Raw genomic sequence first — 21,620 nt, 5'->3', positions numbered from 1 at the left:
GCTGGCAGAATGAAACGGCTTTCGCGGGACTGTATCGGGCGCGCCACTCTGGTGCGTTTCAATAGAATAAGTAAGCCCGCTGCGAAGTTGCATCGGGAACTGTTCTTCATCTGTGTCAATACCCACGCTTCGACAGTCTTGAATGACTAAAAGCCTGCGCTTGAGTACCAACTAACTGGTGCGGCGCGGGGCGCTGAGGTTTTACAAAAAAAGAATAAGAGGTCAACTATGCAGCAAACGTGCAACGCGCAAAGCGCAGTTCCGGAAGATGGCCGCGTGCTCAAGCGCCGGCTGGAAAACCGGCATATCCAGCTTATTTCGATCAGTGGCGCAATTGGCACCGGCCTGTTCATGGGCTCGGGCAAGATCATTGCGCTGTCCGGCACGTCGATCATCCTGGTGTACGCCATCATCGGCTTTTTCGTGTTCTGCGTCATGCGGGCCATGGGCGAGATGCTGCTGGCCAACCTGCAGATGGAATCGTTCGCCGACCTGGTGCACAACTACCTGGGGCCAAGGGCCGGTTACATCCTCAGTTGGTCGTACTGGCTGAGTTGGGTGGTCGCGGCGGTGGGCGATGTGGTGGTAGTGGCGGGGTTCGTGCAGTACTGGTACCCGGATGTACCCACCTGGCTACCGGCATTCGCCACCATGTTCCTGCTGCTGGGGCTGAACATGCTGGCGGTGAAAGCGTTTGGCGAGGTGGAGTTCTGGTTCGGCCTGATCAAGATCGTGGCCATCGTGCTGCTGGTGGTAACCGGCCTGGTGATGGTCGCCACCTCCTACACCTCGCCGGCCGGGGTGACCGCCTCGTTCAGCCACCTGGTGGCCCCGGGCGTGGTCATGCCGCATGGCATCCTCGGTTTCCTCGCCGGGTTCCAGATCGCCATATTCTCCTTTGTCGGTACCGAGCTGATCGGCACCGCAGCCGCGGAGGCCAAGGATCCGGAGCGGACCTTGCCCAAGGCCATCAACACCATCCCGGTGCGTATCCTGCTGTTCTACATCTGCTCGCTGGTGTGCATCATCAGTGTCATCTCCTGGGCCAATGTGCCGGCCAATCGCAGCCCGTTCGTCGAACTGTTCCTGCTGGGTGGGTTGCCCGCCGCCGCTGGCATCATCAACTTCGTGGTGCTGACCTCTGCGGCCTCGTCGGCCAACAGTGGCGTGTATTCTGGCTCGCGGATGCTCTACGGCCTGTCTCACCAGCAGCAGGCACCGCTGGCGTTCGGGCGGTTGTCGGGCTCGGGTACGCCGGTACGCGCGCTGGTGTTCTCGGGGGTGTGCATGGCGATCGCGCTGACGCTGCTGTTCGTGATCCCCGAGGTGATGACCGTGTTCACCCTGGTGTCGACCATTTCCGCGGTGATGATCATCGTTACCTGGTCGCTGATCCTGCTGTCCTACTTCGCCTACCGCCGACAGGATCCGCAGGCGCATGAGCAGTCGACGTTCAAGCTGCCTGGTGGCAAGGTCACCGCTGCGCTGTCGCAGCTATTCCTGATCTTCGTGCTGTGCCTGCTGGCGCTGGAGCCGGATACCCGCACCGCGCTGTACGTGATGCCGCTGTGGTACGCAGGCCTGTTGCTGGCCTATCGGCGCAGGGCCAGGGCCTGTGCTCGGCCGCAGGCAGCTACTGCCGCTTAGCACTTTGGGGCTGCTGTGCAGCCCATCGCCGGCAAGCCAGCTCCCACAGGTACTGCGCAGGCTCAAGGGCTGTGGTCCACCTGTGGGAGCGGCTTGCCGGCGATGGGCCGCAAAGCCGCCCCAGTTACTTGTTCAGCTGGCAGGCAAAGTATCGCGCAGCCAGTCCACCAGCCCCAGAATGGTCGGGGTAGTGGTGCGCCCGTGAGGCACCACCAGGTAATAGGCCTCACGCGGCCGCACCACCAGGTCGGTCAGGCGCACCAGCTCGCCGGACGCCAGCAGGTGGTCGAGCATGCGCCCCCAGCCCAGTGCCACACCATGCCCATGCAGTGCGCCCTGGATGGTGTCGGTATACAGCTGGCAGCGCAGGTTGTAGTGCAGCTTCGGCGGGTTGCCGCCCAGTGCGCGGAACCAGGTGGGCCAGGTCATCCAGCCTTCGGTGGTGGCATCGGCGTCCAGCAGGTCGGCCCGGTACAGCGCCTCCAGCGAGTCCGGCAGCGGGTTGCGCGCCAGCCAGGCCGGCGAGCACACCGGGAAGATCTCTTCATCGAACAGGTGCAGGGCATTGCCGTCTTCCCAGCGGCCATTGCCATAGCGCACCAGCAGGTCGACATCGTGGTTGCGCAGGTCGCCGGTGAACATCTGCGTGGCCAGGCGCAGGCGCACCTGGGGCAGGGCGCTGCGCAGGCTGCCCAGGCGCGGCATCACCCGCAACTGGGAGAAGGTGGCGGTGGAACTGAGCACCAGTTCCTGCTCGCTGTCGCCTTCGCTGAGGCGGTCGAAGACCGAGGCGATCTTCTGCATGGAATCGGAAACCACCGCGTACAGCGCCTGGCCCTCGCTGGTCAGGCGGATGCCGCGGTGCAGGCGCTGGAACAGTTGGCGGCCGAGGTTTTCTTCAAGCTGCCTGACCTGCTTGCTGACCGCGGCCTGGGTGACGCCCAGCTCCTGGGCGGCCAGGGTGAAACTGGTGTGACGGGCTACCGCTTCGAATTCGAGTAGCGCGGTCATCGACGGGATGATGCGCCGGTAGCCTTTGTGCGTGTTGCCATTTTCTTGTGTTTTCATGTGACGTCCTGGCCAGGCGCGGCGCGCTGGTCCGCGCCGCGCGGGCACAGTGGCAGAAAAAGCGCGATGGCGGTAGCCCGAAAGGGCCGTTGGAGCAACTGTCTTGTGTTGCCTGTTCTGGCCTCATCGCTGGCAAGCCAGCTCCCACCTCGATTGCATCGACCTCAGGCTTTGCACAGTACCTGTGGGAGCAACTGTTGCGCACCAAATCCTGGGGCCGCGTTGCGGCCCTTTCGCGACACAAGGCCGCTCCCACAGGTACAGCGACAACCTCGAGAGCAACGCTACCTGTGGGAGCTGGCTTGCCGGCGATGAGGCCGGTGCAGGTTTTCAACACCCTCTAGGGCTGGCGCTCGGCCACCGCCCGCAAGGTCCGCAACGTCACCACTGGCGCATCCACCACAAACCGGTTGGCCAGCCACCCCGGCACATCCCCGGCAGGGTCGGCCTGCAGTTGGTAGGTCACCTCGGTCCTGCGCTCACCCAGCGGTTTCATCCGCCACTCGCCGTTGAGCTGCTGCACACGGATCAGCCCATCTACCTTGGGGATCCTGTCTGGCTCGGCGCTCAGGTGGCGCAACAGCGTGCCGTCGTCCAGGCGTTCGGTGGTGACCTTCAGCACGATGTCCCGCGGCATTGTCGGCCACGGCAGGTTGGTGGTCAGGTACACCCAGGTGTTTTCGCCCTGCACATCCAGCAAGCGCATCTCGGCGCAGGCGTACAGCCACTTGCAGGCGACCCGCAGGTTCTCCTGCAGGTCGGTGAGCGTGCGAACGCTGGCTTTCATGGTGCTGACACCCCGGAATTGCTGGTAGGGCGAGTCGGGGGCGGCGCTCAGGTAAACGCGGATGCCTTCGCGGTCGTAGGCCAGGTTCCAGTCATCGGCGGCTGGGGCGGGGGTGCAGAGCAGCAGGGCGGCGAGCAGCAGGCAGCGGTTCATGGCTGGTACCGCGCGGGGGCAGGATTTTCAGTATGCGGCTAATGGGGCTGCTTTGCAGCCCTTTCGCGACACAAGGCCGCTGCCACAGGGTTCGGCGTACACCGTACTTTTGTGGGAGCGGCCTTGTGTCGCGAAAGGGGCGCAAAGCGCCCCCAATGCATCAACGCTTAGGGTTGAGCGTCAGGTGCACGTGACGGTTCACGTCCTTGTACAGCAGGTAGCTGAACTTGCCTGGGCCGCCGGCGTAGCAGGCTTGCGGGCAGAAGGCGCGCAACCACATGAAGTCGCCGGCTTCCACTTCGACCCAGTCCTGGTTCAGGCGGTACACCGCCTTGCCTTCCAGCACGTACAGGCCGTGTTCCATCACGTGGGTCTCGGCGAACGGGATCACGCCGCCCGGCTGGAAGGTGACGATGTTCACGTGCATGTCGTGGCGCATGTCGGCCATGTCGACGAAGCGGGTGGTGACCCAGCGGCCTTCGGTGCCCGGCATCTCGATGACGGTGGCGTTGTCACGGTGGGTGACGAACGACTCGGGAACGTCCAGGCCTTCGACCTTCTGGTAGTGCTTGCGCAGCCAGTGGAAGGTGACGTTGGACTTGCTGTTGTTGCGCAGGCTCCACTCGGCGCCCGGGGCCAGGAAGGCGTAGCCGCCCGGTACCAGGGTGTGGTGCTTGCCTTCGACGGTGATGTCCAGTTCGCCTTCGACGATGAACACCACGGCTTCGGCGTTCGGGTCCAGCTCAGGGCGTTCGCTGCCGCCTTCCGGGGCCACTTCGACGATGTACTGGGAGAAGGTTTCGGCAAAACCGGTCAGCGGGCGGGCGATGACCCACATGCGCATCTTGTCCCAGAACGGCAGGTGGCTGGTGACGATGTCACGCATCACGCCCTTGGGGATGACGGCATAGGCTTCGGTGAACATGGCACGGTCAGTCAGCAGCTCGGTCTGAGCCGGGTGCCCACCGTGGGGGGCGAAGTACGAATGGTTCGACATGGACGATCTCGACTTGTTGTTCTCTCCCCATGCCGTGAACCGCACCGGCCGGTGCGGCGCAGGGGATGTGGCGACAGAATAGGGTCGAGTGTGCGCCATCCACAAATTAAATGTTGGAATACCCGGTATTTGCCGGCTGAATGCGAACCTGCCGGCCAGCGTGCCCTTCCGGCAAGCGGTCGCCCTGGCCGAACAGCTTGTGGCGCAAGGTGCCTTCGGCATGACTCAGCGGGTAGCGGCCACGGCGTTGCAACTCCGGCACCAGCAGCTCGACCACATTTGCCAGGTCGTCCGGTTGCACTGCGTAGGTCAGGTTGAAGCCATCGATGCCGGTCTGGTCCAGCCAGCTTTCCAACTGGTCGGCCACCTCGCTGGCAGCACCCACCAGCACCGGGCCACGGCCGCCCAGGCCAACGAACTCGGCAGCCTCGCGCACGGTCCAGCGGCGGTTCGGGTCGGCGGCGGTGAAGGCGGCCAGGGCTGCGCGGCCGGCATCGTTCTCGACGTATTCGATGGGCGCATCGGGGTCGAGGCCGGCAAAGTCGATGCCGGTCCAGCCCGACAGCAGTGCCAGGGCGGCGTCCAGGTCGACATAACGGCGGTATTCGGCGAAGCGCGCCTCGGCCTCCTCCCGGGTAGGGGCGACGATCAACAGCGCCTGGGCGTAGATCAGCACCTCGTCCCGGCCGCGCCCGGCCACCTCGCTGGCCTGGCGGATGCCGTCGGCGTAGCGGCGCAGTACCGTGGGCGTCGGCCCGCTGATGAACACGCATTCGGCGTGCCGCGCCGCGAACTGCTGGCCGCGTGCCGAAGCACCGGCCTGGAACAGCACCGGCGTGCGTTGCGGCGAAGGTTGGCACAGGTGCATGCCCGGCACCTGGAAGTGCTCGCCCACATGGTTGATGGGGTGCACCCGGGTGGGTTCGATATAGCGCCCGCTGTCACGCTCCAGCAGCACCGCGTCGTCGTCCCAGCTTTTCTCCCAGAGCTTGTACAGCACCTGCAGGTATTCCTCGGCCAGGTCATAGCGCTGGTCGTGGCCCAGCTGGCGCGCCAGGCCCAGGTTGCGTGCGGCGCTGTCGAGGTAGCCGGTGACGATGTTCCAGCCGACCCGGCCATTGCTCAGGTGGTCGAGCGTCGACATGCGCCGGGCGAACGGGTAGGGGTGTTCGTAGGTGAGCGAGAAGGTGACGCCGAAGCCCAGGTGCTCGGTAACCCCGGCCATGGCCGGCACCAGCAGCAGCGGGTCGTTGACCGGCACCTGCACGCCACCGCGCAGGGCGGCTTCGGGGCCGCCCTGGTAGACGTCGTAGATGCCCAGCACATCGGCGATGAACAGGGCATCGAACAGGCCGCGTTCGAGCAGGCGGGCCAGGTCGGTCCAGTAGCCCAGGCGGTTGAAGGCCACGCTGGTGTTGCGCGGGTGGCGCCACAGGCCGGGGGACTGGTGGCTGGCGGCATTCATGCTGAAGGCGTTGAAGCGAATCGGGCGGGGCATGGTGGGCGCGCTCCGCTCAAGGCAATACGGAAGCCGGGTAGACCGCGTCGGCCACCTGCAGCTTGCGTGGAATCAGGCCCAGGCCCTGGAAGGTATCGGCCAGCTTCTGTTGCTCGGCAACGATCTGCGGGGTAATGGCCACGGCGTTGTAGTTGCGCCGCTCGCTGGCCACTTGCAGCACGTTGGCGTTGATCCCCAGTTGCGGGGCCAGCAGCGCGGCAACTTCCGCAGGCTTGGCATTGGCCCACTGGCTGACCTTGCCCAGTTCGGCGAAGAAGGTCTTCAGCAAGGCGCGATGCTGGTCGGCGAAGCTGGCGGTGGACAGGTAGAAGGTGCGGTTGTTGGACAGACCGCTGCCGTCGCGCAGGTTCTTCAGGCCCGGCTGGCTTTCTGCCGCGGCGAGGAACGGGTCCCACAGGGTCACGGCCTGGACGCTGCCCGATTGCAGGGCAGCCACGGCATCGGCGGCGTTGTTGACGTAGGCCGGGGTGATGTCCTGGTAGCTGAGGCCGGCCTGTTCCAGGGCAACGGCCAGCAGGTATTGGGCGTTCCAGCCGCGGCCGGTGGCCACGCGCTTGCCCTTGAGGTCTTGCACGCTGGCCAGGTGGTCCTGCTCGCGCACCACCAGGCCGATGCCGCGTGGGTAGGGTTGCTCGGCGGCCAGGTACACCACCGGCTTGCCTGCGGCCTGGGCGAACACCGAGGGTGCGTCGGCGGCATGGCCGAGGTCGATGGCGCCGGTGCTCAAGGCTTCGAGCAACTGCGGGCCGGCGGCGAACTCGTGCCAGCTGACTTTCACGCCTTGCGGTGCCAGGGCCTTTTCCAAGGCGCCGCTGCCCTTGAGGATGTTGATGCTGTTGAACTTCTGGTAACCGATGCGCAGGGTCCTGGCCTCATCGGCCAGGGCTTGGGACCAGGGCAACAGGGTACTGGCGACACTGGCCAGCAAGCCGCCGATCAACAGGCGGCGCAGGGGGGAGAAGGCACGGGCGGGCATGGGCATTGCTCCTTGAATTGGAAGGGAAACGATGTGCCCAGACTAAGGAGGTGGCGTTTGGCTTTCAATTTTAATATTCCTGTCTGTTAGATTGTTTTGTTATTTTTATATCCTTTTGTTTTGTAATGGTTGGTCCATTTCGACATTTTTTTCACATTCGCTTGCTAGGCTCCCCGGCATTCCCGAGGAGCCCCACATGTCGTACATCCTGCGCAAGCGCAGCACCCGCATCGCCTTGGCCGCCACCGCCGGCCTGCTCACGGCCACCCTGGGCTTCTTTGCCTGGCAGAGTTTCTACCCGGTCCAGGCCGCCTCCGGCTGGGGCGTCGAGGTGCTGCACCGCGACGTGACCAAGGCCGCGTCGCTGTTGCCGCAAGCCGATGGCAGCCTGCTGGTCAGCCGCGAACTGGACGATGGCCGTGGCAGCATCCTCAGGATCACCGCCCAGGGTGATCGGGTGGTGGTCATCGACAACCTGTCCAAGCCCGACGGCATGGTCGCGGCGCAGGGAGGCTGGGTGTTCAGCCAGGAAGGCGGGTTTGCCCCGGTGAGCCTGGCCCGCGATGGCCAGGTCACGCGGCTGTTCGATGGCGAGAGCGTGCAGGGCCTGTGGAACGACGGCGAGCACCTGTACGCCATCGAGGACCGCAAGGGCAATGGCCGTTTGATGCGCTATGACTGGCGCAGCGGCCAGCTCGATGTGCTGCGCTCCGGCCTGACCGAAACCGAAGGCCTGACCCGCTGCAGTGACGGGCGTTTGCTGTATACCGAAAAGGCCAACGGCAAGGTCCGCGCCCTGTCCGACGATGGCCGGGACCCGGTGGTGGTCGATGGCCTGCGCAACCCGACGTTCCTGTTCTGCGACCAGCGCGGCCTGTGGATCAGCGAAGACAACACTCACCGGGCCCGGCTGCTGCGCATCGGCGCCGACGGCACGCGGCAGACCGTGCTGTCGTTCCTCAAGGCGCCGCAGTCGATCGTTGCCGATGGCAAGGGCGGCTACCTGCTGGCCGAAGGCGGGCGCAACCGCGTCCTGCACCTGACCCCGCCGCTGGAGCGCAATACCGCCCAGCGCGACTGACCCCGCGTCTGGCTGGGCAGACGCCGTTTGCGGGTGGGCAGCCGCCGCGGGTGATGGCTACCCGACCAACAGCGCGCTTCCCTGCATGGCCGCGCTCGCGGATAATCCCTCCATTCCAATAAACAGCCTGTGAGTGGGTATGAGTGATTCCGTAGTCAGCCTCGGCCAGCCTGAAACCGAAGGGGGGCGCAAGACGCGCAAGAACAACCCCGAGAAAACGCGCGAGGACATCCTCCAGGCCGCCATCAACGAGTTCGTCCAGCAAGGGCTGGCCGGTGCCCGCGTCGACGCCATCGCCGAGCGCACCGCCACTTCCAAGCGCATGATCTACTACTACTTCGGCAGCAAGGAGCAGCTGTACTGCGAGTGCCTGATCAAGCTGTACGGCGACATCCGCAAGACCGAGCAAAGTCTGGACCTGGAGTCGCTGCCGGCCGAGCAGGCGATTCGCCGGCTGGTGGAGTTCACCTTCGATCACCACGACCGCAACGTCGATTTCGTGCGGATCATCTGCACCGAAAACATCCACTACGGCGAGTACGTCAAGCAGTCGCCGGCGATTCGCGAAATGAGCAGCCTGGTGCTCGAGGCCCTGGGCAGTACCTTGCGACGTGGGGTGCAGGAAGGTGTGTTCCGCGCCGGCATCGAGGTCATCGACCTGCACATGCTGATGAGCTCGTTCTGCTTCTACCGGGTTTCGAACCGCCATACCTTTGGCGAGATCTTCCAGATCGACCTGTCCGATGAGCAGGTCAAGCTGCGTCACAAGGCCATGATCTGTGATGCGGTGTTGCGGTACATCCAGATCGAGCGCCGCCCCTGAAGGTTTTCCAGTGCCTGGGCTGGCCCCTTCGCGGGCATGCCCGCTCCCACAGGTACTGCATCTGCCTTGAATGCTGTGGTGATCCTGTGGGAGCGGGCGCGCCCGCGAAAAGGCCCGTCCAGGCCATACATATCTGACATTTTTCCCGTGCTCACTCGCCCAACCGCTGCTCACGCGACGGCGGGTAGCCAAAGTAAGCCGCGTAGCATTTGCTGAAGTGCGACACCGAAACAAACCCGCAAGCCACTGCCACTTCCATCACCGACAGGTCGGAATATTGCAACAGGCGGCGGCTCTTGGTGATGCGCAGCTCCATGTAGTAACGCCGCGGCGAAGTGCCCAGCTGGGCCTGGAACAGGCGGTCGATCTGCCGGCGCGAGCGCCCGCTGTAGGCGGCCAGCTGGTCGAGGCTGAGGGTTTCCTCGAGGTTGTTCTCCATCAGTTCGACGATGGTGCGCAGGTGCAGGCTCATGGATTTCTTCGCGCCTGGGCCGACCTGGCGGTAGCGGGCACCGGAGAACGACAGGATTTCCTCGACGCCTTCGGCCAGGCCGTCGCCATACAGCCGGCGCACCAGGCCGAGCATCAGCTCCATGGCGCCATTGGGGCTGGCAGCGCTGAGGCGGTCGCGGTCGAGGGTGAAGCTGGCCGGGGTGATCCGCGTCTGCGGGCTGCGCTCGGACAGGCTGGCGCGCTGTTCGGGGTGGATACTGCAGCCATAGTCGTCCAGCACCCCGGCGCGGCCAAGGAACCACGCGCCGTTCCACAACCCGCCCAGGGCCATGCCGTGGGCCGCGCAATCACCCAGCAGGCGGTCGAGCTCGGGGTACTTCAATGGCGTGCGCAGGCCGCCGCAGATCACCAGCAGGTCCAGCTCCTTCAGCGCCTCGGCGGACAACTCGGTGGCCACCAGCTCCAGCCCCAGGTCGCTGAGCACGCGGTCGCCTTCCAGCGACAGCGGGGTGAACTGGAAGCTGTCGGCGCGCAGCAGGTTGGCCGTGACCAGCACGTCCATGGCCACGGTGAAGCTGGCCATCGAGAAGTGTTCGAGCAATACGAAATCGACCCGATAGGGGGCCTGGGCATTGGCGCTGGTGGACTTCAGCCGCAGCATGTTGCTGGTACTGGTCTTCTTGCTGAACTGGCGTGGCGTGGGCACTCTGGACTCCGCTTCCTGGCTGGCCTCGAGAGTGTGGCGGGTGGCCGGGGGAAAGACAATCTCCCGGGTGGCCGTGTCGTGTTCCAGGTCGTGTTCAGGCAACCTGTCTGGCTTGGCCGGTTGCCGCTATGCTGATGCTCCCGTGACTGAGGATACCCTTGATGAAGTACGCCGCTGCTCTGTTGCTTTGCCTGATGCCATTGCTGGCCAATGCCCTGGAACCGGGCGACAAGCTCGCCCCGTGGACGCTGCTCGACCAGCACGACCAGGCTTACAGCCTCGGCGCCGGTACGCACATCCTGCTGGTGGCGCGCGACATGGACGGTGCCAAGCTGGTGAAGGCGGCGCTGGCCGAACAGCCCAAGGGTTACCTGGAAGCGCGCGATGCGGTGTTCGTTGCCGATATCCAGCGCATGCCGGCACTGATCAGCAAGCTGTTCGCCATCCCCGCCATGCGCGATTACAACTACCGGGTGCTGCTCGACCGTGACGGGCGGGTGGCCAGCCGTTATCCCGGGCAGGATGGCCAGGTGCAGTGGTTGCAGTTGGAGCAGGGTACGCTGGTGAGCCAGCGGGCCTTTGCCGATGCGCCGGCGTTGAAGGCGGCGCTGGAGACTGCACCACGGCATTGAGAGCTGTCACTGCACCCTGTAGGAGCGGCCTTGTGTCGCGATGGGCTGCAAAGCAGCCCCCTGCGGTCTTTCGTAGGGCAAAAATCCTGGGGCTGCTGCGCAGCCCATCGCGACACAAGGCCGCTCCTACAACGGGCCGCGGTGCCATGCCGCCAGCCAAATCAATCTGAACCCTCGGCAGCCTCTGCAACCCAACCCATTACATGCCAAATGGGAGAGCGCTATGGAAATCGGAACGATCTGGATCATCGTCGCGGCCTTTGTGATCCTGCTGGAAATCTGGGCCATCTGGCACATCATCGGCAGTGACCGGCGCGCCGAACGCAAGATGCTGTGGATCGTGTTCGTGGTCTACGCGCCATTCCCCGGTTTGCTGTTCTGGGCCTGGCGCGGGCCTCGGGCGGTGAAGGGCAGGGCGGTACTGCAGGAAAAATGACGGTGCGCGGCATCAGGCGCGGGGGCGCCTGATGCCATCGCTGTTCATTTGGGCAGGATGTCGAAGCGAATGGCTGCGCCCAGCCCGTCCACCATCAGGCAACCGTAGAACTTCACGGTCGACAGCACACGCAGTTGCTTGAGCGCTTCATGGATGTAGTCGTGAAGCAGCTTTTCGGCTTCGCGCTTGCGCTCTGCAAGTGTGGCGCCTTTGAGTGTGACCATCCCGAGCAGGGTGGTCTCAATGTGCTCGACGGTGTCCAGGCCAATTTTCTCGCGCAGGTGCAGACGGGCCTGCGCCGCATCGGTTTCATCTCGGGCAGGGTTGTTTGGCTTGATGGTGTAGGCCAGTTGAAAATTGTATTTGCTCATCGCTTTATCCTTGTTACGTACAGGCCTCCATGCCGGGCCTCGCAATCTAGCGCCTGATGGCCACTTCGCATATGAACGCGTGGTTCACGGAAGCTCGTGCGCTGTGCGAAACGTCCTACAGTCGACGCCTGTTTCGCGGGCAAGCCCGCCCCTGAAAACCGCGCTTGACCTCGAGTTAACTCAAGGTTCGATACTCCGTCCCTCTTCCAACTGATCGAGGGTTTACCGTGAGCCATTCAACCGCGTTTCAGCTGAGCAATCCCGAAGGCCTGTACGACCCCAGCGGCAATGCCTATTCCCATGTCGCCGAGGTGCATGCTGACAGCCGCCTGCTGTTCATCGCCGGCCAGGGCGGGGAGGGCCGCAACGGGCAGCTGTCGCCGCTGTTCGCCGAGCAGGCGCGCCAGGCACTGGCCAACCTGGAGGTTGCCCTGGCGTCGAAAGGCGCCAGCCTGGCCCAGGTGTTCAAGCTGACCCTGCTGATCGTCGAGCATTCCGAAACGCGCCTGCGTGAGTGGGTAGCCGAGGCTGACAGGGCCTGGGGCCCTTGCATGAAGCCGACCTGCACGCTGATACCGGTACCCCGGCTGGCGCTGGACGGCATGCTGGTGGAGATCGAGGCGGTGGCAGCGGTATAGGTCCGGGCGATTCGGTGGTGGCGTCAGATAAACACTATGTTGTATATCGGTGCTGGCCCTACCAGCATGGCCGCCATGACAACAATTGATCTCAGAGGTGACCACACCATGAGCAGCGGCACCACCACGCTCACCGACCGCAAGGCCCGGGCCTGGGTCTGGCCTGCGCTTTTCAGCCTGGTGGCCTTCGCTGCCAACTCGGTGTTCTGCCGGCTGGCACTGAAGGACGGGGCCATCGACCCGGCATCCTTCACCGTGGTGCGCCTGGCCAGTGGTGCATTGTTTCTGCTGCTGTTGATCCGCCTGCGCAAGCCCGCGCTTGCCATGGGGGGCAGCTGGCGCGGCGGCCTGGCACTGTTCCTCTACGCATTCCTGTTTTCTGCGGCGTACCTGCAGCTGGGCGCAGGCGCGGGGGCGTTGCTGCTGTTCGGCGCGGTGCAGATCACCATGTTCGGCTTTGCCTGGCACAAAGGCGAACCTATCACCGCGCGGATGCTGCTGGGCATGCTGATCGCCTTCGCCGGCCTGCTGGTGCTGCTGTTGCCCGGTACCGCGGCGCCACCCTTTGCCAGTGCCTTGCTGATGGCCCTGTCCGGCGTGGCCTGGGGCGTGTACACGCTGCTGGGCAAAGGCTCACCCAGGCCGCTGGCCGACACTGCCGGCAATTTCGCCCGGAGCCTGCCGTGCCTGGTGCTGCTGGTGCCGATGCTGTTGCTGGGCGCCGGCTTGCACCTGAGCCCGCTCGGCTTGCTGTATGCGCTGGGCTCCGGTGTGCTGGCCTCGGGTGCGGGCTATGCCGTGTGGTACGGCGTGGTCAGGCAAGTCAGCGCGCAGCAGGCGGCGACCATGCAACTCAGCGTCCCGGTGATTGCGGCGTTGGGCGGGGTTGGCCTGATCGGCGAGCCATTGTCGTTGCGCTTGCTGGTGGCGTGCGTGGTGGTGCTGGGCGGTATCGCCCTGGCGCTGGCGCCACGGCGTTAAAAGAAACTGCGTTGCGCCTTGAGCGTGACCATGCTGTTGCAATAGGTGTTGATGCCCGAGTACGCATCACACCCGCCTCCACTGAGGTTGGAGTTGCTGTAGATCAGGTTCAGGTCGATGCCGAGCCAGGGCCGGGACAGCTCCAGCGACCAATCGGAAAAGGCATTCACTTGGCTGCCATCACCAATGGTGAATGGCGTACCCAGACGGTGATGGGCGAGCTTGACGCTCAGGTCGACGTCAAACAGTGGCAATTGGCCGAAGTCTGCGAATAGCGTGCCGGTGCGGTTGTCGGGGTTGTTGCGCAGCGCTCCACCGAAACGGCTGCCCAGCACCGAAACGCCGCCGTACAGGGCATAGCTGTCGGGGCCTGAGATGTTTGGCTGACTATAATGGATCAACCCCACCTCGTAACCCAGGCTACTGTCGAACTGGTGCTTGTAGCCCAGGTAACTGTCCAGCCGCAGGGTGGAGTCGGGCGTCACGCCCATGCTCGGGGCGTACTGGCCAAGGTACCAGCCGCTGGGGTGGCTGAAGTCGAGGCCGCCGTGGAATGCACCGATGGCGCTGGGCGATATCAGCCCCTGGGCCATGCTGCGTGAGGGGGTGGTGCCGAGCGTGAAGTCGAAGCCGCCCAGTTCGCGTTTGATCTGTTGGGCCAGCAGCATGGGGCTGAACAGCAGTGCAGCACTCAGCAACAGAAGGGGCCTGGTCATGGTCTCCGTCCTGGAAGGCTTGCGGTTGAGCGGTAGAGCATACCTGTGCAGGTAACGGGAGGGAACCGCTGACTAGCCCACTCAGCCTTTGGTCGAACGGTCGGCGTCGGCAGCTTCGGTCACCACAGGCAGGTTGCCGGCACGCTGGATTACCCGCCGTTGCTGCTCGTAGTCGTCCAGCGACAGGCCACGGCGTTGCAAGGCTTCCAGTTGCAGCTGACGGGTTTCTTCGGCGGTGTAAGGGCGCAGTTCGGGATGGCTGGCACAGCCGCTGATGATGGCGATGGCAATAACGGCGAGGGTGGCGGACAGCAGGCGGGCCAAGGTGTTCATCAGGTAGCTCCAGGGGCCGGGGTGGTGGGCGGCGAGTCGATGGAGCTAGGTTATTCGGCCATGTCGTTCGGCAGAAATTGCCATTCTCGATAGTGACTATCGATGGTTCCTGGGAGGGTGCGATGGGGCAAGACGAGCAACCGCGTAAATGGGGCGTGCTGGAACCGATCGACCGGATCACCGAAGTCATCTTCGGCCTGTTGATGGCGATGACCTTCATCGGCTCGCTGAGCGTGGCCACCGCAGGGCGCGAAGACGCGCGGCTGATGCTGATTGCCGCGCTCGGCTGCAACCTGGCCTGGGGCCTGGCCGATGCCGTCATCTACCTGCTGCGTACCTGGACCGAACGCACCCGCAGCCGGACCTTGCTGGCCCGCCTGCAAGCCGGTGATATCACCCAGGGGCGCAGGCTGATTGCCGATACGCTGCCAGAGCGCATCGGCCTGGCGCTGGATGAAGACGGGCTGGAGATGCTTCGCGGGTGCATGCTGCGTGATGCTGGCCGCCCGCTGCCGGCACGCCTGGGGCTGGATGATTTCAAGGCTGCCCTGGCCACTTTCCTGCTGGTGGTACTGGCAACCTTCCCGATGGTCATTCCGTTCCTGCTGATCGAGACCACCGGTACGGCCATCCGTGTATCGAACCTGGTCGCCCTGGCCATGCTCTTCCTTGCGGGCTGGCTGCTGGCACGCTATTCCGGTGGCCGTACGCTGTTGACCGGCGTGGTCCTGGCGGTAGTCGGTGCGTCACTGATCCTGGCGATCATCGCCTTGGGCGGCTGAGCACCGCCCGCTCAATATTTCATGTCGCGGGCGCGCTCACGGCCTTGCTGCTTGGTGTGGCGTTTGTCCTGTCGGCAGCCGGCGTTGCTTTGCTGGTCGGCGTGGCGGCAGTCCTGTTTGGTCTGCCGCGCGTCCTGGCGGGTTTCCTGCCGCACATCGCGGGCCTCGCGGCGCCGTTCGGCACGGTCGGTGGCCGCCCAGGCCGAGGTGCAGAGCACGGCCAGCATGATCACGGCGATGAGGCGGGGCGTGTTCATCAGGGTGGGCTCCTTTTTTTTTGGATACGGTCTTGTGCATGCGCCGGCCTCTTCGCGGGCACGCCCGCTCCCACAGGTACTCCACAATGTTCGAACCTGTGGTGGCCCTGTGGGAGCGGGCGTGCCCGCGAAAGGGCCGGTACAGTCAATTACAGATCTCAGCCCAGCCCTGGTATAGATTCAAAAGCAGCAACCACCCTCACCTTTAGAGCGCGAAAAGTTTGCGCCCGCACATCTGGCCAAAAGCATCGCCATTGCTACCCTTAATCCACGCGGTCTGATCTCATGGAGAGAAGCGATGCGCATCCCACTGTCAGCGGTCCTGTCGGTAATCCTGTATCTGAGCGCCACGCCCGGCCTGGTGCTGGCAGAAGACGTACCTGCCCCCGACCCGGCACCACAAGCCGACACGGTCGCGGCCAAGGACCCGGTGTTCACCCAGGAGCAACTGGACCAGATGCTCGCGCCCATCGCGCTGTACCCCGATGCGCTGCTGGCCCAGGTATTGATGGCTTCCACTTATCCGGGGCAGGTGAGCGAAGCGGTGACCTGGTCCAAGGCCAACCCCAAGGCCACCGGCGACGATGCCGTCAAGAAGGTCGCGAACCAGCCCTGGGACCCAAGCGTACAAGCGCTTGTGGCCTTCCCGCAGGTGCTGGCAACCCTGGGGCAGGACCCGGTCTGGGTGCAGCGGCTGGGCGATGCCTTCCTCGCGCAGCCCGACGATGTCATGGGCGGCGTGCAGCGCCTGCGTCACCAGGCCCAGGCCGCCGGCAACCTGCAGAGCAACCAGTACCAGAACGTGACCGTGCAGACCGCCCCGGCACCGGCACCGGCCTCCAGCGGTAGCAGCACCCAGGTGGTTACGGCCAGCAGCCCGCCCACCACCATCATCATCGAGCCCTCCGACCCGCAAGTGGTTTACGTGCCCAGCTACAACCCGACCACCACCTACGGCACCTGGGCCTACCCGGCTTCGCCGCCGGCGTACTACCCGCCGCCGCCCATGTACTACCCCGGTTCCGCACTGGTGGCGGGCCTGGCCTTCGGTACCGGCGTGGCGATCGTTGCCTCGCTGTGGGGTGACTGTGACTGGGGCAACAACGACATCGACATCGACGTCAACCGCTACAACAACATCAACGCCAACAACCGCATTACCAACAACCAGAACAAATGGCAGCACAACGCCGCCAACCGCGACGGCGTGCCGTACCGCGACTCCCGCAGCCGCCAGCAGTACGGTCGCCAGCTGGACGGTGCCACCCAGCGTACTGCCTTCCGCGGCGATGACGCCCAGCGCGCCCAGGCGCGGGACAAGGCCAGGGCGTCGATGGACCGGGCCGGCATCGAACGGCCGGCCACCAGCAACCGCCAGGCACGCCAGCAGATGCGCGAGGCGCAAGCGGGCAATTCGGTCGGCAACCGCATGCAACCTCGTAGCGACAACCCGCGGACGACCGACCGCCGACAGGAAACCCGCAACACCCAGGCTCGGCAGCAGAACAACCAGGTGAATCAGCGCAGGCAGGGTGAAGGCCAGGGGCGGCAGCTGGCGCAAAACCGGCCGTCCAATACCGCCGGCCGGGCGCGTAACAATGCCTTCGACGGCGTGCGTTCACCTTCGCGCACCAGCGCGCAGGCCAGCCGTGGCCGCACCAGCCAGTCGTTCGCCCAGCGCCCGAGCGCATCGCGTGCCGCCGGGCACCAGATTTCCCGGCCCAGTGCGCCCGCACGCCGCGGGGGAGGTGGCCGTCGATGAACCGTCAATCGATAGCGGCACTGGTACTCGCAGCCGGTATGGCCTGGTCAACCCTGGCCGCAGCGCAGGAAGCCTTCCCGACACCGGAGAAGGCCGTGGAATCCTTTGTCGCGGCGCTGGGCGAGGGGAAACCTGATGAAGCCCGCCTGGCCCTGTTGCTGGGCGATGACTGGCGTACCTACATACCGCGCGGCGGTGTGCAACGCAGTGACGTGGACACGTTCCTGGCGCAGTATCGCGCGCAGCACAGCATCGACATGTCGGGGGCGAGCAAGGCCATCCTCGCGGTGGGCAGTGATCACTGGACGTTGCCCATACCGTTGACCAAAGGCGGCGAGGGTTGGCGTTTCGACCTCAAGGCCGGCAGCTCTGAAATCCGCGCCCGGCGTATTGGCCGCAACGAGCTGGGCGCCATGCAGTCGATGCTGGCCTACCACGATGCGCAGATGGACTATGCCAGCCAGGACCACAACGGCAACGGTGCGCTGGAATACGCGCAGAAGATATTCAGCGAGCCCGGCAAGCATGACGGGCTGTACTGGGACGACGACGGCGATGGCCAGGTCAGCCCGCTGGGCCCGCTGTTCGGCCAGGACATGGTCGGCGACGCCTGGTATGGCTACCACTTCCGCATCCTCGATGCACAGGGCCCATCCGCCCCCGGCGGCGCCTACAGCTACCTGATCGGCAACCAGATGAGCCGTGGCTTCGCCATGGTTGCCTGGCCGGCCAGGTACGATGACACCGGGGTGATGAGCTTCATGATCAGCCATGACGGCGAGGTGTTCGAGAAAGACCTCGGGCCGCACGGGGACAAACTGGCCAAGGAGATGAAACGCTTCGACCCGGATGACAGCTGGAAGGTGGTGGATGTGCCGGCGGGAGATTGAGTGAGGCGCACCCGCCGTGGCCGGTTCAAGGTGCGGTTCGCGATTCAAGGTCCATATCAGCTGGCCAGCCCACTTTGGGTGCCAGGCGCAGGGCGAACTCACACCAGAGCACATCGTTGTGATCCTTGGGGGGGCCGGGTGGTGGCAGGGCTGAGGGGCCTTCCTGCATGTAGGTGCAGATGTAGGCCCAGGCATGCTGGTCGGCACCCATCGTACTCAGGTGAAAACGGTCGATGACGTTGTTCGTGCCCGGCGCGACGATGGACAGCATGACACCCCATTTGAAAATGACCCCACCGTTTGGCAGGGCGCCGGTTTGTGACCAGCGCTCGGCGCGGACTTGGGACCATTCATAACTGACCGGCACGACCTTGCCTTTGTCGAAGGGGTTCCACCATTGGCGTTTGAAGTTGTAGGCGTAGATTTTCTGGCGTGCACGGTTGAACCTGATGGGTAGGTCGCGAGGGGGGCATATATCAACTTGGTATCCAAAAAACGTACACCAGACGCCAAGGAACAGTACAAGAATTCCAATGATGACTAGCTCTATGCTGCCAATACTCCAACTTTTGAAGATCATGTGAGGAACCTGCAGCGTAAATATGGCCGCAGGTACGGAGAGTGCCGAGAGGATACCTCTAGGTGAAATAGGGGACCGAGGTACTTCAAGGTAAATCGTATCTTGATGGTTTGGTATCTGCCTGCCCAAATTCCTGTCAACGGCTGGAGGAGCGGCTGGGCCAGGCAGATCCTCCTTCCAGCCAGCGCAAGGAGGGACTAGTAATGGGGAGGCCAATTGAGGTGCTCCAAAGATCTGATATTGTTCTCTTTCATTGTTATCTGTGCTCGAGCTGAGTTGTAATCAGGACCAGGTCAATAAACAAGGCAAGTCCAGCTTCCATTGATAAGCGTTCAGTACAAAGCCTACGGCCACCGTACTGCTATCACTGATGACTGTTTCACTTTCCTTCTGTTCCAACCTCAGGGGGCGGTTCTCGACTCCAGATCCATTTCCGTTGGCCACGCTACTCGGGGGGCCAAGCGCAGGGCGAACTCACACCAGAGAATATCGTCATGGTCTTTAGGTGTGCCGGGCGGGGGTAGTGCCGAGGGGCCTTCTTGCATGTAGGTGCAGATATAGGCCCACGTAAGCTCATCGGTACCCATCATACTCAGGTGGAAACGATCGATAACATTGTTCGTACCCGGTGCGACGATTGAAAGCATGACGCCCCATCTGACAATGAGCCCACTTCTGGTTTGTGCCCACAATTCAGCTCGGACTTGCGACCAGTCGTAACTCACGGCTGCGATTTTGCCCATGTCGAAAGGATTCCACCACTGGCGCATAAAATTGTAGGCGTAGATTTTTTGGCGGAGGCGGTTGAATCTGATAGGTTCGTCGAGTGGTGGCGTAGTATCAATAAGAATTCCTGTGGCAACTCCCCAGGTTATCAGCATGAGCTCAAGGGTCGAATGTATTATGGATTCTGGGTTTTTGATGTCGAGTGACGAGAGCATTAAATAAATATTGAGCGTGAGTGGAATGCATAGTATCACGGTAAGTATTGAGCTTGCACATCGCGGTGTAGTGCTTTGTCGGGCGATCTCTAAGTAGATTGCACACTGATGATTCGGTGCTTGTTTTTTCATGAGGGGTTCTACAGTAGGCGACTCACAAGGTGTGGGTAGGTCCTTTATCCAGCGTGGGCTAGGTGGATTTAATAGTGGGCGATTCATATTGTCAGAGGTCCTTGATTTTTATTTTATTTTCCTTGATCTCCAGGCGTGCATTACCTGTATCGTCATTTTTATTTGGGCGATAATCTAAGATGAATTTGATGTCGCGAATGTGGTGGTTGTCATGCAGCGGTAAGGAATATTGGGTGGTAAATACTCCTCGTTCGCTGTCGAATTTGCTCTGGTGTCGTTTGTCATTGTCAAGTGGAAAAATATTTACATTGCTGGGTTGTGTGATCGTTAGTGCGGAGTTTGGTGCGCTCTCGCCTGAGAGGATTATTGTGTTTTAGTGTAACCCGGATTGATAAAGATGTAATTCCCAGCGATAGTAAGATCGGTTGGTTTGATAGTTTGGTAAGGTAAAGTGGAAGTCGAGCATGAAAACTGCAGGTACCGCGTGACCATCGCTAATGATCGTTCCTTCCGGAGCGGCAGTATCAAGATGAACATTCGATGCCAAGCTAAGGTTGACCCTAGCATCTGCCTGGACACCAAGAGTTGCTGCATTGAGAGCTCCAATCGCAGCGTCAAGATGCTCGGCTTCGGACCACGCACGTTGCGCTGTTGGAATGCCCCATCTACAGCGCCGTGACCATAGCTCCGTAGGCGTTGACTCTTTCCGTTTTGCTATTGTGGCTAATGTGTATGTGGCCAGTACTAGCACTATCGTAATGCCAAGGGGGCCGAGCAGAGCGGCTTTTCCGAATGCCACAGCTACTCCAGAAAATGTCGATAGAAACGCTGTTGCGCTGGCAATACGATATTTTGATGAGGCCGTATTGTCGCCATTTTCAATTGTGCGGAAAGTTGCAAAGGCATACTGGGCTCCATCCATGAGGCCTGCCATAGCTGTGATAGCACCACCATACCTGGCTAATTTGCTTGCCAACGATGAATTGGTGATTGTTCCAGGCCATTCTGGATTGGGACGTACCAGCGCTATGGTGAAACCTGCTGTTTCAACACTTGCCCCAAGTACCCCAAGCGATGATGACCAGATTGTTGCGAGCACCTCCGGGTTGTTTGTATTTGTTTCATGCAGCGCTCGATAGTTCTTGCCCAGGCTGTCCTGCTGAAACCATATACTGCCCAAGGTAAGGAGCAGGCCTACACTTCCGGTACTAGTCGCCGCATCCCGCATGCTGCGCATAGCATCACTCGCCATGTTTTGTGCGGCTATCGAGCTGATTTTCAAACCATCGGAAACCTGCGCACGCAGCGTACCCGCACCAATTGCAACATTGCGTACCAGCGCCCCGACGCCACCGGCTGCACCCTCGCGCAACTGCACCAGCCGCGCCTGCAGGCTCTCGGCGCTTTCGAGCGTCCAGAGCATCACCTCGATCATCTGGCTACGGTTACCCGCTGCCGCAATATTGATCGCGCCACTGAGCACCATGGCCCGCACCTTGCGGCCCAGTGGGTCACGGAACTGCTTGTCTACCTGCTGCAGAAACGCATCGGTCCGCGCCTCCAGGGCTTCATTGAGCAGGCTCATGTATTCGCCCACTGTCAGCGACACCCGCAGCGGCGTTACCTGCTGCCCGGCGAACAGGGCAAACGCCGAGCGATGCACATGGCCGATCAGGATCTTGGTCCGTTCACTCAGGTGCTGGCTGAGCGCATTCCCTGCGCTGTTGGTCGCGGCCAGCAACTGGCCAACGGCATCCTGTATCGGCTTGATCATCAACAGCTGGCCGTCTGCGGTGCCGGCGATGCCCTTGATGATGTCGTACACCTTGCCGAAGTCGTCCCCGGACAGCGTGTTGGCCGCCTGCTGCATCAGCTTCTGGTTCTTGGCCAGCAGTGCCTGGTAAAGCAGGCTGCGGTCGTCTTCCAGCAGCTGCTGCCAGATATGCTGGGTGATCCCGA

Annotated in this window: 22 protein-coding genes and 1 pseudogene; 10 read left to right on the top strand and 13 right to left on the bottom strand. The window is 62.8% G+C overall.

Going from position 1 to position 21,620, the window contains the following annotated elements:
• The first annotated feature begins 228 nt into the window (after positions 1-228).
• The gene (locus tag CAG44_RS24795) at positions 229-1,647 is read left to right on the top strand and encodes an amino acid permease (protein ID WP_085693164.1); all 1,419 of its coding nucleotides are present in this window, start codon (positions 229-231) and stop codon (positions 1,645-1,647) included.
• 132 nt (positions 1,648-1,779) lie between these two features.
• Here CAG44_RS24795 and CAG44_RS24790 read toward each other — a convergent pair whose 3' ends face one another.
• The 5 genes from CAG44_RS24790 to CAG44_RS24770 all read right to left on the bottom strand — a co-directional run bounded on the left by CAG44_RS24790 (position 1,780) and on the right by CAG44_RS24770 (position 7,147).
• Positions 1,780-2,715: a LysR substrate-binding domain-containing protein gene (locus CAG44_RS24790; protein ID WP_085693163.1), complete on the bottom strand. Its 936-nt coding sequence runs from the start codon at positions 2,713-2,715 to the stop codon at positions 1,780-1,782.
• 340 nt (positions 2,716-3,055) lie between these two features.
• Positions 3,056-3,655, bottom strand: a complete 600-nt coding sequence (locus CAG44_RS24785) for an START domain-containing protein (protein ID WP_025338897.1) — start codon at positions 3,653-3,655, stop codon at positions 3,056-3,058.
• 160 nt (positions 3,656-3,815) lie between these two features.
• Positions 3,816-4,652, bottom strand: a complete 837-nt coding sequence (locus tag CAG44_RS24780) for a bifunctional allantoicase/(S)-ureidoglycine aminohydrolase (RefSeq protein WP_013972924.1) — start codon at positions 4,650-4,652, stop codon at positions 3,816-3,818.
• A gap of 106 nt (positions 4,653-4,758) precedes the next feature.
• Entirely contained in the window at positions 4,759-6,150 is a 1,392-nt protein-coding gene (locus CAG44_RS24775; RefSeq protein ID WP_085693162.1) for an LLM class flavin-dependent oxidoreductase, read from the bottom strand.
• 16 nt (positions 6,151-6,166) lie between these two features.
• Positions 6,167-7,147 carry an aliphatic sulfonate ABC transporter substrate-binding protein gene (locus CAG44_RS24770; protein WP_025338898.1) on the bottom strand — a complete coding sequence of 327 codons (981 nt, stop codon included), beginning with the start codon at positions 7,145-7,147 and terminating at the stop codon, positions 6,167-6,169.
• A 196-nt stretch (positions 7,148-7,343) separates the two neighbouring features.
• Here CAG44_RS24770 and CAG44_RS24765 point away from each other — a divergent pair, with 196 nt between their 5' ends.
• Positions 7,344-8,228, top strand: a complete 885-nt coding sequence (locus tag CAG44_RS24765; protein ID WP_085693161.1) for a hypothetical protein — start codon at positions 7,344-7,346, stop codon at positions 8,226-8,228.
• Positions 8,229-8,367: 139 nt separating this feature from the next.
• Entirely contained in the window at positions 8,368-9,051 is a 684-nt protein-coding gene (locus tag CAG44_RS24760; protein ID WP_025338900.1) for a TetR/AcrR family transcriptional regulator, read from the top strand.
• Between the two features lie 151 nt (positions 9,052-9,202).
• Here CAG44_RS24760 and CAG44_RS24755 read toward each other — a convergent pair whose 3' ends face one another.
• On the bottom strand, positions 9,203-10,210 hold the full coding sequence (locus CAG44_RS24755) for a GlxA family transcriptional regulator (protein ID WP_025338901.1): 1,008 nt from the start codon (positions 10,208-10,210) through the stop codon (positions 9,203-9,205).
• Positions 10,211-10,371: 161 nt separating this feature from the next.
• Between CAG44_RS24755 and CAG44_RS24750 the strand changes: the two genes are divergently transcribed.
• Positions 10,372-10,842 carry a hypothetical protein gene (locus CAG44_RS24750; protein WP_025338902.1) on the top strand — a complete coding sequence of 157 codons (471 nt, stop codon included), beginning with the start codon at positions 10,372-10,374 and terminating at the stop codon, positions 10,840-10,842.
• Positions 10,843-11,065: 223 nt separating this feature from the next.
• Entirely contained in the window at positions 11,066-11,278 is a 213-nt protein-coding gene (locus tag CAG44_RS24745) for a PLDc N-terminal domain-containing protein (RefSeq protein ID WP_013972488.1), read from the top strand.
• 44 nt (positions 11,279-11,322) lie between these two features.
• On the opposite strand, the gene CAG44_RS24740 is transcribed toward CAG44_RS24745, so the two are convergent.
• Positions 11,323-11,649 (bottom strand): hypothetical protein, encoded by a 327-nt coding sequence (locus CAG44_RS24740; RefSeq protein WP_025338903.1) that lies wholly within the window; start codon positions 11,647-11,649, stop codon positions 11,323-11,325.
• 227 nt (positions 11,650-11,876) lie between these two features.
• On the opposite strand from CAG44_RS24740, the gene CAG44_RS24735 reads away from it, so the two are divergent.
• Together CAG44_RS24735 and CAG44_RS24730 are read left to right on the top strand one after the other, a co-directional pair.
• Positions 11,877-12,287 carry a RidA family protein gene (locus CAG44_RS24735; protein ID WP_025338904.1) on the top strand — a complete coding sequence of 137 codons (411 nt, stop codon included), beginning with the start codon at positions 11,877-11,879 and terminating at the stop codon, positions 12,285-12,287.
• 108 nt (positions 12,288-12,395) lie between these two features.
• A complete protein-coding gene (locus CAG44_RS24730) occupies positions 12,396-13,268 on the top strand; it encodes a DMT family transporter (RefSeq protein WP_085693160.1) in 873 nt (290 codons plus the stop codon).
• Here CAG44_RS24730 and CAG44_RS24725 read toward each other — a convergent pair.
• Both CAG44_RS24725 and CAG44_RS24720 read right to left on the bottom strand, forming a co-directional pair.
• Positions 13,265-13,984, bottom strand: coding sequence for a TorF family putative porin (locus CAG44_RS24725; RefSeq protein ID WP_025338906.1), 720 nt, complete (start codon positions 13,982-13,984; stop codon positions 13,265-13,267). The genes CAG44_RS24730 and CAG44_RS24725 overlap by 4 nt on opposite strands.
• Before the next feature lie 81 nt (positions 13,985-14,065).
• Positions 14,066-14,317 (bottom strand): hypothetical protein, encoded by a 252-nt coding sequence (locus CAG44_RS24720; RefSeq protein WP_025338907.1) that lies wholly within the window; start codon positions 14,315-14,317, stop codon positions 14,066-14,068.
• A gap of 122 nt (positions 14,318-14,439) precedes the next feature.
• Here CAG44_RS24720 and CAG44_RS24715 point away from each other — a divergent pair, with 122 nt between their 5' ends.
• Positions 14,440-15,099, top strand: a complete 660-nt coding sequence (locus CAG44_RS24715) for a VIT1/CCC1 transporter family protein (protein ID WP_085591419.1) — start codon at positions 14,440-14,442, stop codon at positions 15,097-15,099.
• 11 nt (positions 15,100-15,110) lie between these two features.
• Here CAG44_RS24715 and CAG44_RS24710 read toward each other — a convergent pair whose 3' ends face one another.
• Positions 15,111-15,356, bottom strand: a complete 246-nt coding sequence (locus CAG44_RS24710) for a hypothetical protein (RefSeq protein WP_085693159.1) — start codon at positions 15,354-15,356, stop codon at positions 15,111-15,113.
• 298 nt (positions 15,357-15,654) lie between these two features.
• On the opposite strand from CAG44_RS24710, the gene CAG44_RS24705 reads away from it, so the two are divergent.
• Together CAG44_RS24705 and CAG44_RS24700 are read left to right on the top strand one after the other, a co-directional pair.
• Positions 15,655-17,118, top strand: a complete 1,464-nt coding sequence (locus tag CAG44_RS24705) for a DUF3300 domain-containing protein (protein WP_085693158.1) — start codon at positions 15,655-15,657, stop codon at positions 17,116-17,118.
• Positions 17,115-18,008 (top strand): DUF2950 domain-containing protein, encoded by an 894-nt coding sequence (locus CAG44_RS24700; RefSeq protein WP_085693157.1) that lies wholly within the window; start codon positions 17,115-17,117, stop codon positions 18,006-18,008. The genes CAG44_RS24705 and CAG44_RS24700 overlap by 4 nt, the downstream gene beginning before the upstream one ends.
• Before the next feature lie 25 nt (positions 18,009-18,033).
• On the opposite strand, the gene CAG44_RS24695 is transcribed toward CAG44_RS24700, so the two are convergent.
• The 3 genes and pseudogenes from CAG44_RS24695 to CAG44_RS28865 all read right to left on the bottom strand — a co-directional run.
• Entirely contained in the window at positions 18,034-18,588 is a 555-nt protein-coding gene (locus CAG44_RS24695; protein WP_256573562.1) for a DUF6708 domain-containing protein, read from the bottom strand.
• Between the two features lie 401 nt (positions 18,589-18,989).
• On the bottom strand, positions 18,990-19,661 hold the full coding sequence (locus CAG44_RS24690) for a DUF6708 domain-containing protein (RefSeq protein WP_256573561.1): 672 nt from the start codon (positions 19,659-19,661) through the stop codon (positions 18,990-18,992).
• Between the two features lie 373 nt (positions 19,662-20,034).
• A pseudogene (locus tag CAG44_RS28865) lies at positions 20,035-21,620 on the bottom strand (hypothetical protein); the annotation flags it as partial.

This window comes from Pseudomonas sp. B13(2017), assembly GCF_002113245.1.
Classification (GTDB): Bacteria; Pseudomonadota; Gammaproteobacteria; order Pseudomonadales; family Pseudomonadaceae; genus Aquipseudomonas; species Aquipseudomonas putida_Z.
Note: the sequence above shows the minus strand (reverse complement) of the source record. Positions and strands in the feature narration are given on the sequence as shown.

Excerpts from the sequence above, each read along its gene's own strand:
- CAG44_RS24795 (WP_085693164.1), top strand. The coding sequence starts at position 229 with ATGCAGCAAACGTGCAACGCGCAAAGCGCAGTTCCGGAAGATGGCCGC.
- CAG44_RS24705 (WP_085693158.1), top strand. The coding sequence starts at position 15,655 with ATGCGCATCCCACTGTCAGCGGTCCTGTCGGTAATCCTGTATCTGAGC.
- CAG44_RS24740 (WP_025338903.1), bottom strand. The coding sequence starts at position 11,649 with ATGAGCAAATACAATTTTCAACTGGCCTACACCATCAAGCCAAACAAC.
- CAG44_RS24785 (WP_025338897.1), bottom strand. The coding sequence starts at position 3,655 with ATGAACCGCTGCCTGCTGCTCGCCGCCCTGCTGCTCTGCACCCCCGCC.
- CAG44_RS24780 (WP_013972924.1), bottom strand. The coding sequence starts at position 4,652 with ATGTCGAACCATTCGTACTTCGCCCCCCACGGTGGGCACCCGGCTCAG.
- CAG44_RS24725 (WP_025338906.1), bottom strand. The coding sequence starts at position 13,984 with ATGACCAGGCCCCTTCTGTTGCTGAGTGCTGCACTGCTGTTCAGCCCC.
- CAG44_RS24695 (WP_256573562.1), bottom strand. The coding sequence starts at position 18,588 with ATGATCTTCAAAAGTTGGAGTATTGGCAGCATAGAGCTAGTCATCATT.
- CAG44_RS24760 (WP_025338900.1), top strand. The coding sequence starts at position 8,368 with ATGAGTGATTCCGTAGTCAGCCTCGGCCAGCCTGAAACCGAAGGGGGG.
- CAG44_RS24690 (WP_256573561.1), bottom strand. The coding sequence starts at position 19,661 with ATGAAAAAACAAGCACCGAATCATCAGTGTGCAATCTACTTAGAGATC.
- CAG44_RS24700 (WP_085693157.1), top strand. The coding sequence starts at position 17,115 with ATGAACCGTCAATCGATAGCGGCACTGGTACTCGCAGCCGGTATGGCC.
- CAG44_RS24765 (WP_085693161.1), top strand. The coding sequence starts at position 7,344 with ATGTCGTACATCCTGCGCAAGCGCAGCACCCGCATCGCCTTGGCCGCC.
- CAG44_RS24750 (WP_025338902.1), top strand. The coding sequence starts at position 10,372 with ATGAAGTACGCCGCTGCTCTGTTGCTTTGCCTGATGCCATTGCTGGCC.
- CAG44_RS24775 (WP_085693162.1), bottom strand. The coding sequence starts at position 6,150 with ATGCCCCGCCCGATTCGCTTCAACGCCTTCAGCATGAATGCCGCCAGC.
- CAG44_RS24730 (WP_085693160.1), top strand. The coding sequence starts at position 12,396 with ATGAGCAGCGGCACCACCACGCTCACCGACCGCAAGGCCCGGGCCTGG.
- CAG44_RS24745 (WP_013972488.1), top strand. The coding sequence starts at position 11,066 with ATGGAAATCGGAACGATCTGGATCATCGTCGCGGCCTTTGTGATCCTG.
- CAG44_RS24770 (WP_025338898.1), bottom strand. The coding sequence starts at position 7,147 with ATGCCCGCCCGTGCCTTCTCCCCCCTGCGCCGCCTGTTGATCGGCGGC.
- CAG44_RS24790 (WP_085693163.1), bottom strand. The coding sequence starts at position 2,715 with ATGAAAACACAAGAAAATGGCAACACGCACAAAGGCTACCGGCGCATC.
- CAG44_RS24710 (WP_085693159.1), bottom strand. The coding sequence starts at position 15,356 with ATGAACACGCCCCGCCTCATCGCCGTGATCATGCTGGCCGTGCTCTGC.
- CAG44_RS24720 (WP_025338907.1), bottom strand. The coding sequence starts at position 14,317 with ATGAACACCTTGGCCCGCCTGCTGTCCGCCACCCTCGCCGTTATTGCC.
- CAG44_RS24715 (WP_085591419.1), top strand. The coding sequence starts at position 14,440 with ATGGGGCAAGACGAGCAACCGCGTAAATGGGGCGTGCTGGAACCGATC.